The organism is Atopococcus tabaci DSM 17538 (assembly GCF_000429585.1).
In the GTDB taxonomy this organism is placed as follows: Bacteria; Bacillota; Bacilli; order Lactobacillales; family Carnobacteriaceae_A; genus Atopococcus; species Atopococcus tabaci.
The window spans coordinates 1-14054 of record NZ_AUCD01000064.1; the positions used below are offsets into that span (position 1 = coordinate 1).

At 45.5% G+C, this 14054-nt stretch carries 10 protein-coding genes and 3 pseudogenes; 12 read left to right on the forward strand and 1 reads right to left on the reverse strand.

Translation table 11 applies throughout. From position 1 onward, the window contains the following. The 5 genes from G470_RS14565 to G470_RS0109235 all read left to right on the forward strand — a co-directional run. A partial coding sequence (locus G470_RS14565; protein ID WP_035445470.1) for a hypothetical protein occupies positions 1-229 on the forward strand: 229 nt, incomplete at its 5' end. A 164-nt stretch (positions 230-393) separates the two neighbouring features. Beyond that, the gene (gene recX, locus G470_RS0109220) at positions 394-1317 is read left to right on the forward strand and encodes a recombination regulator RecX (RefSeq protein ID WP_084172162.1); all 924 of its coding nucleotides are present in this window, start codon (positions 394-396) and stop codon (positions 1315-1317) included. After that, positions 1314-2528, forward strand: coding sequence for an A/G-specific adenine glycosylase (mutY, locus tag G470_RS0109225; protein WP_028274576.1), 1215 nt, complete (start codon positions 1314-1316; stop codon positions 2526-2528). Before recX ends, mutY begins: the two co-directional genes overlap by 4 nt. Before the next feature lie 148 nt (positions 2529-2676). Next, positions 2677-3210, forward strand: a complete 534-nt coding sequence (gene ntdP, locus G470_RS0109230; RefSeq protein WP_028274577.1) for a nucleoside tri-diphosphate phosphatase — start codon at positions 2677-2679, stop codon at positions 3208-3210. 191 nt (positions 3211-3401) lie between these two features. Then, on the forward strand, positions 3402-4247 hold the full coding sequence (locus G470_RS0109235; protein WP_028274578.1) for a hypothetical protein: 846 nt from the start codon (positions 3402-3404) through the stop codon (positions 4245-4247). A gap of 39 nt (positions 4248-4286) precedes the next feature. Here the strand turns inward: G470_RS0109235 and G470_RS0109240 are convergent, their stop codons facing one another. Continuing rightward, positions 4287-5399 (reverse strand): FUSC family protein, encoded by a 1113-nt coding sequence (locus tag G470_RS0109240; RefSeq protein WP_028274579.1) that lies wholly within the window; start codon positions 5397-5399, stop codon positions 4287-4289. Positions 5400-5563: 164 nt separating this feature from the next. Between G470_RS0109240 and G470_RS0109245 the strand changes: the two genes are divergently transcribed. The 7 genes and pseudogenes from G470_RS0109245 to G470_RS14720 form a co-directional block, all read left to right on the forward strand. Beyond that, positions 5564-5986, forward strand: coding sequence for a Fur family transcriptional regulator (locus G470_RS0109245; protein WP_028274580.1), 423 nt, complete (start codon positions 5564-5566; stop codon positions 5984-5986). Positions 5987-6111: 125 nt separating this feature from the next. Next, positions 6112-7119, forward strand: a complete 1008-nt coding sequence (locus G470_RS0109250) for a LacI family DNA-binding transcriptional regulator (protein WP_028274581.1) — start codon at positions 6112-6114, stop codon at positions 7117-7119. Positions 7120-7330: 211 nt separating this feature from the next. Further along, a pseudogene (locus G470_RS13250) lies at positions 7331-8902 on the forward strand (alpha-amylase family glycosyl hydrolase). Between the two features lie 98 nt (positions 8903-9000). Then, complete coding sequence (locus G470_RS0109260; RefSeq protein ID WP_028274582.1) at positions 9001-10701, forward strand: glycoside hydrolase family 13 protein; 1701 nt, start codon at positions 9001-9003, stop codon at positions 10699-10701. Position 10702: 1 nt separating this feature from the next. Then, positions 10703-12595, forward strand: a complete 1893-nt coding sequence (locus tag G470_RS13255) for a glycoside hydrolase family 13 protein (protein WP_084172165.1) — start codon at positions 10703-10705, stop codon at positions 12593-12595. 354 nt (positions 12596-12949) lie between these two features. Then, positions 12950-13753, forward strand: a pseudogene (gene trpB / locus G470_RS13260) (tryptophan synthase subunit beta); the annotation flags it as partial. Positions 13754-13872: 119 nt separating this feature from the next. Then, a pseudogene (locus G470_RS14720) lies at positions 13873-14054 on the forward strand (ISLre2-like element ISAot1 family transposase); the annotation flags it as partial.

Here is a 14054-nt window from a genome sequence, read left to right on the forward strand (position 1 = left end):
TGGAAACTTAGCTTCCATTATTTCAGCTCGTAAAAACGGAACGCTTTTAGAAGCTTTGAGAGCGGAACTACCTGCATTTGAACAAACCATTGTCCCTGAATTTAAAGGGGCTGTTAGAGCTGTTTTGAAAAAGATTCATCGTCCTTCTATAGGGGTTAAAATAGGTGAAATAGCTAATTATAGTTCCACATCAAGTCCAATGGGACAACTGAAGAAAATGTTTGGGTAATGAAACACACAGAATGAGCCATTTTAATATTAAAATTGAAGAGTTACCATCTCTAGAGAAAAGTTTCCGCCAAAGTATTGACACATACCATGCACTCCACCCATTTTCTTCGAGATTTTGGTTGTGCTATACTGAAACGTGAGAAAAGGAGAGGAGGCAGCCCTATGCCAAAAAATCTTCCGAAAAGATTATCTGAGTTAAAAGAGGAGCCAAAGAAAAAGGTTCCAAGAAAGCCACCAAAAGAAAAGAATGTTTCTCAACCGGAACAGACGTCCCCATCTGCGCATCCCGTCATCACCCGAATCCAGGCCCAAAAACGCAAAGGCCGGTACAACATCTACTTGAATGACGAATATGCGTTTGCGGTGGATGAAGCCCTGCTTATTAAATATTTGCTTCGGAAAGATATGGAAATCTCTCCGGAACTGCAGAAACAGCTCGAAACAGAAGATGTCAGCCGCAAAGCCTACCAACGGGCATTGGTTTATTTGAGTTATGCTCTCCGCTCGGAAAAACAAGTGCGGGAGGACTTGATTGAACACGAATTCGAAGAGCAGGCGGATGAAGTCATCGACCTATTGAAAGAACAGCGGCTCATCAACGACTTGATGTACGCCAAAAGTTATGTCCGGACGGCGTACACCATCAACCGCAAAGGACCGCAACTGATCCAACGGGAATTGGTGAAAAAAGGCATTTCTCCAGAGGAAATTTTAGACGCATTGGAAGAATATCCGCATGAAGAGCAAGTGGACAATGCTTTCAAACTAGGTGAAAAAATGGTCGCCAAATCCACAAAGCGCTCTTCAAGAGAAACGCAAATCAAAGTACGGCAGCATTTGATGCAGAAAGGGTTCGACTCCGACATCATTGAAGAAGTGCTACGGGAATTGGATACCCAAAAAGAGGAATCTGAAGAGATGGACGCACTCCGTAAGCAAGGAGAAAAAGCTTGGAGACGTTACTCGAAATTTGAAGCAGCCGAACGCCGGCAAAAAACAAAAGCGAATTTATACCAAAAAGGGTTCAACGGCGAACTCATTCAGGCGTTCATAGAAGAAAAAGAAATGGAAGAAGAAAACGAATGACAAAACAAACAGAAGGACAAACGATCGATTTTAAAGAAACATACGGCATCGACATGTGGGACCAAGAAACCATCGAGTCGTTCCGGAAAACATTGCTGGATTGGTACGACCAAGAAAAGCGGGACCTTCCGTGGCGGCGGACCAACGATCCTTACGGCATCTGGGTTTCGGAAATTATGCTCCAACAGACACGTGTGGATACGGTGATACCGTATTACCATCGTTTCATGAAGGCTTTCCCGACCATCAAGGATTTGGCGGAAGCCCCTGAAGACAAGCTGCTGAAAGTTTGGGAAGGATTGGGTTATTATTCCCGTGTGCGGAACATGCAGCATGCGGCCAACCAGATCATGATTGATTACGGCGGCGTGTTTCCTTCTGAGACGGCAGAAATCCGGAAGTTGAAAGGCATTGGACCGTATACGAGCGGAGCCATCGCGAGTATCGCTTTCGGACACCCGGAACCTGCAGTGGACGGAAACCTTATGCGGGTGTTGAGCCGGTTGTTTGAAATTGACGCAGACATCGCCAAACCATCCAGCCGCAAAATATTCGAGGTGGTTATGCGGCACATCATTGATCCGGAACGTCCGGGGGATTTCAACCAAGCAATGATGGATTTGGGAGCGACCATCTGCACGCCGGCCAATTATCACCCAGAACAGAGCCCGGTTAAGGCCTTTAACCGTTCTTACCACAACGGAACGTGGATGCATTACCCAGTCAAGAGCAAAAAGAAAAAAGCTAAGCCGGTCAACTATGCCGCGCTCATGATTCAAAACGACAAAGGGGAGTGGCTCCTGGAGAAAAGACCCCAGACCGGCTTGTTGGCCAACATGTGGACATTCCCATTGGTCTCGGATGAAGAATCAGGCTGGAAAGCTTTTCCTGCCCCCAAAGCAGCCGCGCCTCTTTTAGATGAAGAAGATATTCGCGAGCTCCAACAACATACTTCAAAGACGTATCACATTGTTCCTGAATTGGAAAATGAAGCCATCGGAACCGTTACGCATATTTTCAGTCATTTGAAATGGACGATTCATGTGTACCAAGGAACGGTCCTGCAAGGAGAAACCGAACTGACGGAACACTGCCGGTGGGTAAACGAAGCGGATTTTGATTCCTTCACCTTCCCGGTTCCCCAGCAAAAAATGTGGCAGCTCTACAAAGAGTGGCAAACTTCCGCAGTTCAGCTGGGGCTGGACATTTAATTCTACGCGCATTTAGGAAAAATCAGATATTTTCTGCCAGTATCTTCAGTGAGTATGTTATACTATTTTATGTTATGACTTACAGTAATAGAGAAACCAGTCATGGTTTTCTTGTAATGAAGATACAAAATAGAAAGTTGGGACTGTGATGCGCCTTCCAAAAGAGGGGGAATTCATCACTATCCAAAGTTATAAACATGACGGCAGCCTACACCGTACATGGCGGGATACGATGGTTCTCAAGACCACCGATCAGTCTGTCATCGGGTGCAACGACCACACGTTGGTCATTGAATCCGACGGGAGAAGATGGGTGACTCGGGAGCCGGCTCTCGTATATTTCCACAAACATTACTGGTTCAACATTGTCACGATGATTCGTCAGAAAGGCATTTCGTATTATTGCAATTTGGCTTCTCCGTTTGCATTGGACGAAGAAGGGTTGAAATACATCGACTACGATTTGGACATTAAAATCTTTCCAGACGGTGAGAAACGCCTTCTGGATGTCGATGAATACGAAGAACATAGCCAAAAATGGGATTATCCAGATGATGTGGACCTGATTTTGAAGGAGAATGTAAAAATTTTGGTCGATTGGATCAACAATGAAAAAGGTCCTTTTTCAAAAGAATATGTGGATTTATGGTACAAACGGTATCGCGAGCTGTCAGGTAAATGACGAGATAGGAAAGTGATGCGGTTCCTGTAGAAGGAATAAAAGCGGAGTTCTCCCTGTGAAGGAGAGCTCCGCTTTTTGTGTTTCAGTCAGTTTATATACCCTTTTTATGAATAAACCTTATCGCAACGTTCTTTTATATGGAAAATTATGCTATTATCAGAGATGGAGTGAATAAACAAGGAGTGGAATGTATGTCAAAACGAAGTGGATTATCCATCGTTGCCTTGACCGTCCTCGCCGGATCAGTTGTGTTTTACGGCATGAAACATGTGGAAGACCAAAAAGAAGATATGCTGAAAGACAACCATCCGGATGTAAATGTGGCGGCGGAAGAAACAAGCAACAATGCTCAAGAATCAGAAGTATCGATTGATGAATCGAACCTTGATCGACTGTCTCTTGAACAGTTTCTTCATTATAAAGCAGAAACAAACGGGGAAGCGCGGGTAGCTTTCTATGGAGATGTCTCCATGGATCAGCCAGGTCTTTCGCAATGGACAGAGGAATTGAAAGGCAGTGTAGGGGAACAGCTGAGCATCGAAGACGCAACCTTCCCTGATTACGATACATACGAATTATACATAATGGAAACGGCTGCTTCTGTGTCTGGAACAGACGCTGATGCGATTTTGTTTTTCCTGCCGGCGTATCCGGATAAGGAACGGGACATGGGGTTGGATGAAAGCAGAGGATACTTCCAATCCATCATTCAAATCATTCAGCAACTGTCTCCGGAAACCCTGCTGATTTTGGTTGAACCTTATCCAATGGAAGGAGAAGCAATGGCATGGAATTCTCGTTCACTAGACTACACAAATTATCTAACGGTGATGCAGGAAGTGATCGAAGAAGAAGGACTGCCGGTTTTCGCCGTCCATGATTCTTTCAATCAAGAAGTGGAAGCAACTTCTCGTTCGATGTCTGAACTGCTTTCCGAAAACGGCACCGATTTGAACGAAGAAGGGGAAGAAGTCTTCCTCCAGGTGTTCAATGAGTGGACCCAGCAGGAACTGGATACAAGCGAATGGGTCCATTAAAGCAGACAAGACTGCCCTAAAAAGGCAGTCTTGTTTGTTTTAGTCGATGTCGCTTAATTCATCGATGTTGTCGTCTGATTCAGTGACATGGAATTGTTTGTAGCTGCGCACCAACTTGTTAAGGCGTTGGAGGTCTTCTTCGTATTTCAAGATGGCGGCCATGATTCTGATGACCGAGTTGCTTTCTCCGTATTCGCCTTTCATATAGGACTCCAGACTGGCTTCAGTGAAAAAGGAATCCATGAACGTTTTTCGAAGAGGGGCTTTGTACGCAATAAAGTTCACTTCGTCCGGCTGTACGCGGCCGGTGAATTTCAAAAGAATTTGTTCATGGGCGCTCATCAAGGTTTCCAGACGTTCCCGAATCAGGATACGTAAATCTTCCGGGAAATGATTGTACACATTTTCTGTGTGGTGGAACGTTTCAACCAAATAGACTGCGGAAGTTGTGGTCCGGATGAACTGTCTGTAAACAACCAATCTGCGCCCTTTAGAGATGACATCGGCCTTTTTCTTGAAAGGATTGAAGCTGAAAATGGCTTCGTCTCTCATGAGGGACAAGTACAAATCTAATTTATTGATTTTTTTCCAGAACCACTTGATATCATCTCTCAAAATAGCAAACTGGGCGTTCTTACGAAGACAGGCCCGCAAGTTTTTAGTGACTTCATTCGTCAGCACATCAATCAGACGAATCATTTGATCGTTATAATTTGGAGGCATGAAGAAACGATTCAAGACAAACGCCACCGACACCCCGATAATGGTTGCAAGAACGCGGATAAGGGCATTGTAGACCAACGTTTCTTGATCCGTCAGCATAATGATAATCATCGTCACTACAGCCAGACCCAGAACATCGTCCAACTTCAATTGATGAAGGATGGCAATTAAGAAGGCGGACGAAACGCCGATGATAAAGAAAGAGCTTCCGAAAAAGTACGTCATGACAACGGCGACGACTCCTCCGATCGTGTTGGCCAAAATACGGGATTTCAACGTGTCGAAGGACTTTCTGATGGAGGGTTGAAGGGAATAGATGGCGGAGATGCCCGCTAACCCGCTTCCTTCAGGTATATTTAATAAATGCGGAATCAACAACGCGAAAAAAATAGCAATGCCTGTTTTGAGCGTACGCGCACCAATTTTCATAGAGTAAACTTCCCGTTCCTTTTTCCTTAAGTGTAAGCTATTTGCATTTTTTTAGCAATAAGTGCGGGAAGAAACTATAGGTAGATTTGCTTTTATTTAAAAGAGGAAGTATGATTTTTATATAAGAAAGATTCTAAAGTAATTTCACAAGGATATGATAAAAAATGAACTATTTGGTAGAGCAAACAATCGAACGTTTGAAAGAAGCCCGCGTACGCATCACTCCACAACGGCAGGCGATTTTGGAATACCTCATCCTGCACGATCTCCATCCGACAGCAGATGAAGTATACCAAGAACTGGCAACCCAATTTCCCAACATGAGTGTTGCCACCGTCTATAACAATCTGCGCCTGCTGACAAAAATGGGGTTCGTGAAAGAAATGAAGTTCGGTGACAGCTCAAGCCGTTTTGATTTTGCTTCAACGGAACACTACCATGCAATCTGCAGCAACTGCGGAAAAGTGGAGGATATTTATTACCCAGGGCTGGATGCAGTGGAAGATGTGGCAGCTGATTTAACAGGATTCAAGGTGGAATCTCATCGACTGGAAGTCTATGGGCTGTGTCCGGAGTGTCAGGTGTAAGAGAAAAGTGGACTAGGAGGCTGAGCAGATGCTTGGCCTTTTTTACCTTGCTTTTTATTGAAAGCGGTACGATAATAGAATTAGAAAAAAAGTGGAGCTGGAAGAAACATTAAGGGGGCAAGTGGATGGCGACGTTAAACGATGTGGCAAAAAAAGCGAATGTATCAAAAATGACTGTGTCCCGGGTCATCAACCATCCGGAACAAGTGACGGATGAATTGAAACAGCTCGTCTACCAAGCGATGGAAGAACTGGATTATCAACCGAATATTGCTGCCAGAGCCCTGGCCAGTAACCGCACGCAAGTCATTAAAGTTTTTATAATGGAAGAAATGGATACTACTGAGCCGTATTACATGAACTTACTGACCGGAATCGCCAATGAGTTGGATAAGCACGCTTACTCGCTACAATTGGTTACCCGCCGGAACCTGCAAGTCGGACGCTGTGACGGATTTATTGTCTGCGGGATGCGGGAAGAAGATTATGAATTGATCGGAAAACTCGACAAACCCACCGTCTTGTTCGGCGAGAATGTTCACGGGTATGATTACGTGGACAGCAAAAACCAAGAAGGCATTGAAACGGCCACAGAGTACGGCATTTCTCTGGGATACGAGACGCTGCTTTACATCGGGATTGATGTGGATGAGCCGTTTGAACTGTCGAGGGAAAAAGGGTATATCAATCAGATGGAGGCCCACGGAAAAGAGCCGATGATTTACCGGTTTGAAAACCATTCTCGTTACAGCGCCAAGTTTATCAAGGAAAATTGGGGACTGTTCCGGAAAAATACGCTGTTCATCTGCAGTTCCGACCGGCTGGCTATCGGCATCCAAAGAGGACTTCACGAAGCAGGGGCCTCGATGCCGGATGATTATGGCATCATCGGCCATGACGGTATCTTTTTGGATCAGATTGCACACCCGCAGCTGACGACAATGAAACAGTTTGTAATGGAAATGGGTGCGGAATGTGCGCGTCTTGTAGTGAAAAAGATCGAAAAAAACGGTGCGCCTCAAGGGAATATTCGTTACGATACCGAATTGATTGAACGAGAAACGACACGTAAAAAGCCGGAAGACAGCGGCAGACTCAAAAAGCATGCAAAAAAACGTACCCGAACTAAATAAGACACCTTCCCCTTTGCGACTGGCAAGGGGGGTTCTGTGCTGAGCACAAAGATGGATAAGAAAAATCCCTTTCGTTAAAATGTATGAAAACACGGTATGCGAAAGGTGATAGGATGTCGAATAAAAAGTGGTGGGAAAGTGCGATTATTTACCAACTTTATCCTAGAAGTTTTATGGACACGATGGTGACGGAATCGGAGATATACAAGGAATCCGGGAGAAGCTCGACTACATTCAGTCATTGGGAGTCAATGCTATCTGGATTAATCCAATGATTCTATCCAACCAAAAGGACAAGGGATACGACGTCATTGACTATAAAAAAGTAGACCCGCTTTTTGGAACAGAAGCAGAAAGCGATGCATTGATCAAAGAGATTCACGACAGAGGGATGAACGTGATTTTTGATTTTCCGTTGAACCACACCTCCGACCAACATCCGTGGTTCCAAGAAGCACTCAAAGGAGAGGACAATTCGTACCGTCCCTACTACATTTGAGCGGACCCGAAAGAAGACGGTTCTCATCCGAACAATTGGACCGCTGCGTTCGGCGGTTCCTCCTGGAGCAAGGAGCTGAACGGGAATCAATATTACCTTCACTTGTTTATGGATTCGATGCCCGATGTGAATTGGGATCATCCGCTGTTAAGAAAAGAGATGGCGGATGTGTTGAACTATTGGATCGACAAAGGCATCGATGGTTTCCGATTGGATGCATTCACCTACATCGATGTAAATAAAGAGTTCCCGGAACACCCAGATGAAATGGGGCCAGGGCAGGACCTGAATGAACACGGTGAAAACATCCAAGCTTATCTCCGTGAGATGGAAGAAGAGATCGCTCACAAAGAAAAAGACGTGTTTATCGTGGGAGAAGCGACTTCTGCAGATACGGAACTAGCGAATTGGTACACAGATACAGAAAAAAACTTGATCGACAAAATCATTACCATGCAGTACTTTCCGGAAAAAGAAGAACACCTCGACGAGGGAGTGCCGGAAGGGAAACAGCACCTGCCGTTGGATGTGGCAGAATTCAAGAACATCCAAAAAGCATTCCAGGAGCAGCAAAAAGAATCCGGGGGGCCGTTGTTGTTTTGGAACAACCACGATATGCCACGTTCACAGCATAAATACGGCGATGCAGACGAACACCGGAGCAATGCCGCAAAAATGATGGCTGCTCTTTTGTACCTGCAAAAAGGGATTCCCATCATTTACTATGGAGAAGAAATTGGCATGAAGAACCTCTCGTTCGATGATCCGGGGAACATTTCCGATGCAGGCGTCCAAGAATTTTATGAAGCAGCCCGTAAAGCAGGATGGAGTCATGAAGAGGCGATGCATCATTTGAATTTGACCGCCAGAGATGTGAGCCGGGGAATCATGCAGTGGGACGCCAGCGAAAAGGTGGGGTTCACAGAAGGACTGCCGTGGACGCTGTACAACCGGGAGCCGGTTTACAATGTGAAAGACCAAGAAAAGGACGAGAACAGTATCCTTCATTTTTACCGCCGTCTGCTCCAACTAAAGAAAACGGACGTGTTCCAAAAGGGAGCATTTAAACTGCTGGGTACGACAGAGACCACCTACGTCTACACACGCACATTGGACGAAGAGAGCGCACTGGTTTGCTGCAATTTTTCAAATACGCCTGCTTCATTGAAACTGACCGATGAATGGCAGGCTGCATCAATCATGTTGCAAAACGAAGGCAACCGATTGGCAGAAGGCCGTCTGCACCTGGCTCTGTATGGGGCAGTCGTGTTTGGGAAACAGTGAGAAGAGAAAACTGTTACCGCTAACATCTTCCTTCTGATTGTCAGCAAAGTTTTAATTGCTAAACTGGGTATATGAGAGTGGAAAAAGGAGAGGCTGCGATGGCACAGGCATGGAACAGTGAAATCATCTATCAAATTTATCCAAAAAGTTTTCAAGATACGAACGGTGACGGCGTAGGAGATTTAAGAGGAATCATTCAGCGATTGGATTATATCCATTCGTTGGGCGTCACCGCTATTTGGCTTAACCCGATTTTTCAGTCTCCTCAAGTGGATAACGGTTATGATGTATCGGATTATTACACCATCGATCCGCTCTTTGGTGACATGAAAACCATGGAAGAGCTGATTCATTCCGCACACGACCGAGGACTGAAAGTCATTTTTGATATGGTGTTGAACCATACCTCCAGCCGGCACAAATGGTTCCAAGAAGCATTGAAAGGACGGGACAATCCATACAGGGACTACTATTTGTGGAAAGACCCAAAACCAGACGGCTCCCCGCCGAATAATTGGTCGTCGTTCTTTGGAGGTTCGGTATGGGAAAAAGAACCAAACGGCGATCAATACTACCTCCACTTGTTTGACAAAGAGATGCCGGATTTGAACTGGGAGAATCCAAAAGTAAGAGAAGAAATGGTTGATATGGCGAGGTTTTGGCTGAGCAAAGGCATTGATGGCTTGAGATTGGATGCCTTCATTCATATGGCGAAAGAACCCGGGTACCCAGATGCCCCTTATGCCAAACCCGGCGAACTTGTACAGGCGGAAGAGTATTTTGCCAATCTGCCAAGTATTGATACGTATCTCCGTGACTTCGCCCACTCAATCCGCCAGGAATTTCCAAATGCCTATTTATTGGGAGAAGCTGCTTCCGCCATTCCAGAACGAGCGTTGGATTATACGCTGCCAAGAGGCGAAGCGTGTGACTCGGTGGTGTCCTTCCGTTATTTCCCTATGAAGCCGGCGAAGAAAGAATCCGTATTGCCGAGAGAGGCGCAATCCGAAGTACTGAACAAACGGGAGTTTAAAAAAACGATGGCCGAATGGCAGCGCATTGTCGGATCCGTCAGCGAACCGACGCTGTATTGGAACAATCATGACTTGGGGCGCGCCGTTTCCAGATTCGGAGATGAAGCGTACCGCGAAGCCAGCAGCAAGATGCTGGCCACGTTGATGTACTTGCAGAAAGGCACCCCGGTCTTGCTGTACGGAGAAGAAATTGGGATGCGGAATGTCGAGTTTGATGCGCTTCGACCTGCTGTTCAAGTAAGCTTACAGAAACGGGTGGATGAACTTCGACACTGGGGCATACCGGAAAAAGAAGCCAAAAAAATGGCGGTGGCTCAAAACGTTGTCGCCAGCCGGGGAGCCATGCAATGGGAAGAAGAGACATACGCTGGTTTTTCTACCGACAGACCATGGAGCGGCGTCAACAACGATGCAGCGCATACTGTATCGGCCCAGGCAATTCGCCCTGACAGCGTTCTCTCCCATTATAAAAAAGTTCTTGAACTGAAAAAAACGGACGTGTTCATGAATGGAGCATACCGATTGTTGGTCGCCCCGGAGTCTGTATTTGCCTATCTCCGTTGGACCGATGCCCAAACGGCTTTAGTGGTTTGCAATTACCAACCAAACGAAGAAACCGTCACGTTTGAAGAATTGGCTGAAGAGCCGAATGCAGTATTGTTGACCAACGGAGAGCATCAGCTCCGAGATGGGAAGCTGACCTTGTCTCCATATGCTTCAGTTGTTTTGGAATGGAAAAAAGAATCGAAAGGAAAGGAAGAATAGGATGGATACTGCCGCTCTATATCACCGCCCTGAAAGTGAATATGCTTACCTTTACGAGAATAACCGTGTACACATCCGGCTGCGCACCAAAATCGGTGACGTGGCTCAAGTGAATCTCATCAGCGGGGACCCTTATGCCATGCACAAGGAAAAATGGTACTACAAAGGGAAAGAGATGAGAAAAATTGCCAACACCAACACGCATGACTACTGGCAAATTGAAACCACAGAAGAAACAAGCCGTATGAGTTATGCTTTCCACGTGATCGGGAAAGACGGCGTCGAAGTGTTTTATGGAGATCAAGGGGTGTACCCGTATCAGGAATTGTACTACCAACAACCGAACTTTTATTTCCGGATGCCATATTTCCATGACATCGACCGGTTCGATGCGCCAAGCTGGGTAAAAGAAACGGTCTGGTACCAAATTTTCCCGGATCGCTTTGCAAACGGGGACCCGTCCAATGATCCGGAAGGCGTGCTGCCGTGGGGTGTGAAAAAACACCCGGGACGTGAAGATTTTTATGGCGGGGACTTGCAGGGAGTGTTGGACAATCTGGATTATTTGGAAGAGTTGGGCGTGAACGGGCTGTACTTTATGCCGATTTTTACCGCTTATTCCAACCACAAATACGACACCATCGACTACAAAGAGATTGACCCACAATTAGGCGACAAAAAACTGTTCAAAAAATTGGTGGAAGAAGCCCATGAACGAGGCATGCGCATCATGCTGGATGCGGTATTCAATCACATCGGGATCCATTCGCCTCAGTGGCAGGATGTGCTGAAGCACCAGGAAAATTCACGCTACAAGGATTGGTTCCACATTCACTCCTTCCCGGTTCATTCGTACGAAGATTTGGATATGGATGAGATCGAAAATGTCGGGCGCTTGAACTACGACACGTTTGCGTTCACCGGACATATGCCGAAACTCAACACTGCCAATCCGGAAGTCCAAGAATACCTATTGGACATCGCGACCTATTGGGTGAGAGAATTTGACATCGATGCCTGGAGATTGGACGTAGCCAACGAAGTGGACCACCATTTCTGGAAGAAATTCAACAGCGCCTGCGTAGAGTTGAAAAAAGACTTCTATATACTAGGAGAAGTTTGGCACTCCTCGCAAACATGGCTGCAAGGCGACGAATTCCACGGCGTCATGAACTATGCTTTTGTAGAAAACATCGAGAACTACTTCTTAAAAAGAATCATCCTGCCTTCCCAGATGGCGTCCGGTTTGAACAACCAGCTGCTGCTGTACCGCAAACAGACAAACGAAGTGATGTTCAACTTGTTGGATTCCCATGACACCTCACGTCTGTTGACGAAAGCGCACGGAAATAAAGACCTAGCCAAATCGGCGTTGGCGTTCATGTTTGCCCAACCCGGATCTCCTTGTATTTTCTATGGAACGGAAGTGGGGCTGGAAGGGTTCGACGACCCCGACTGCCGCAAATGTATGATTTGGGATGAAGAAGAACAAGACCGGGATATGCTGGCGTTCATCAAAGAATTGATCCAGTTCAGAAAAACATACCAGCCGGTGTTGACGCACGGCATGTTGCAATGGCACGACATCCGGGATGAAGAATGGATGGTCGGGTTCAAACGCGTTTTAGGAAACGATCAGATGGTTTTCTACTTCAACAATGATGAAGAAGCGACCGTGATTGAAATGCCGGAAAACGCCAAACCTGTTTTATCTTATTTGTCTCAAGAAGAAGAAGGCAACGTCACCATCCAACACAATGGCTTTTTCGTTTACTATCTCGATGAAGACATTGAAGAACAAGCCAAGCGCTTGGCCCGTAAAAAAGAGCGTGCGCGTCAATTGATTCGAGAAAACAGAGAAAAGAATGCCGGTACGTGGAGTTCCCAGGCGTAAAACCTGACACTGAAACATTCAAGAAATCAAAAAGTGGATTAGTTGACATTTTATTCTTTTCAAGTCTATACTGGTTTCACTTTATAAAAAGAGAGGAGATCACACCACATGAAGTTTTTAAATCATTCTTGGCAAACATGGCATAGCTGAGTGAGCTGACTTCAAGCGGACAGGCTCACTTTAATTCGTGTGAATTCAAAGGAGCCTATGCCGGTGTGATCTTACAACACAACGTATTTATTGAAGACACTGCATAGACGGATGAATAAAGGTCATGCAGTGTCTTTTTGTGTACTTTTTATGATCCTTCGATAGGCTCCGGAAGAACGCCACATACTATGGGAGGATATCATTATGCTAAACCATCAGACACAAACACAAAAACCGGGTTACTTTGGACCATCCGGCGGTCAATTCATACCGGAGGAAATCAAGCCTGCACTGGACGAAATTGCGGAGGCGTATGAAGACTACAAGAAGGATACAAAATTTCAAAAAGAACTGCAGTCGTACTTAAAAGATGATTCTGGAAGAAAGACACCGTTATACTACGCAGAATCTCTAACGAAGGAACTGGGAGGAGCCAAGGTTTATTTAAAACGAGAAGATTTAAATCATCTGGGTGCTCATAAATTAAACAATGTCTTAGGCCAAATATTACTTGCGAAATATATGGGGAAAACACGCATCATCGCTGAAACAGGCGCCGGTCAACATGGGGTGGCGACTGCCGCAGCTGCTGCGAAATTCAATATGGAATGTGAAATTTATATGGGCGCGAAGGATACCGAACGGCAGAAACTCAATGTTTTTCGGATGGAACTTCTTGGAGCAAAAGTAACCGGTGTGACACGCGGCAATCAAACTTTAAAAGAGGCAGTGGATGCGGCGTTTGATGATTTAGCCAATCACTTGGAAGATACTTTTTATGTGGTTGGATCAGCTGTTGGTCCTCATCCATACCCAACATTGGTCAGAGACTTCCAAAGTGTCATCAGCCGAGAAATGAAAGAACAGATTCTTGAAAAAGAAGGCCGCTTGCCGGATGCAGTGATTGCTTGTGTCGGTGGCGGATCCAACGCCATTGGAAGTTTTGCGCATTTTGTAGAAGACACAGAAGTTCGTTTGATCGGCGTCGAAGCAGCGGGAGAGGGAATCAAACGGATAAGAATGGTTAGTGTAAAATAGTTCTCGGTAAGTCATCTATTGTTTATTGGACAAAAAGAAACGAGACCTTTATTCTAAAAGTTACCACACAAATAGAAAGAGGTCTCGTTATGAACAATATAATAGCACAAATCATTGCATTGTGGAAGGAAGAAGATACCCTACTTGATATAGAAAGCCATTTAAACCTATGGTTTCAAGGATGGAATGAATGGATAATGAAATACGCAATAGAACGAATGGACAAGGAACTGTATTACCACTATAAGCAAGAGGGCTGGAAAATAGATAG

Coding starts and splice junctions, on each gene's coding strand:
- recX (WP_084172162.1), top strand. CDS start 394: ATGCCAAAAAATCTTCCGAAAAGATTATCTGAGTTAAAAGAGGAGCCA.
- mutY (WP_028274576.1), top strand. CDS start 1,314: ATGACAAAACAAACAGAAGGACAAACGATCGATTTTAAAGAAACATAC.
- ntdP (WP_028274577.1), top strand. CDS start 2,677: ATGCGCCTTCCAAAAGAGGGGGAATTCATCACTATCCAAAGTTATAAA.
- G470_RS0109235 (WP_028274578.1), top strand. CDS start 3,402: ATGTCAAAACGAAGTGGATTATCCATCGTTGCCTTGACCGTCCTCGCC.
- G470_RS0109240 (WP_028274579.1), bottom strand. CDS start 5,399: ATGAAAATTGGTGCGCGTACGCTCAAAACAGGCATTGCTATTTTTTTC.
- G470_RS0109245 (WP_028274580.1), top strand. CDS start 5,564: ATGAACTATTTGGTAGAGCAAACAATCGAACGTTTGAAAGAAGCCCGC.
- G470_RS0109250 (WP_028274581.1), top strand. CDS start 6,112: ATGGCGACGTTAAACGATGTGGCAAAAAAAGCGAATGTATCAAAAATG.
- G470_RS0109260 (WP_028274582.1), top strand. CDS start 9,001: ATGGCACAGGCATGGAACAGTGAAATCATCTATCAAATTTATCCAAAA.
- G470_RS13255 (WP_084172165.1), top strand. CDS start 10,703: ATGGATACTGCCGCTCTATATCACCGCCCTGAAAGTGAATATGCTTAC.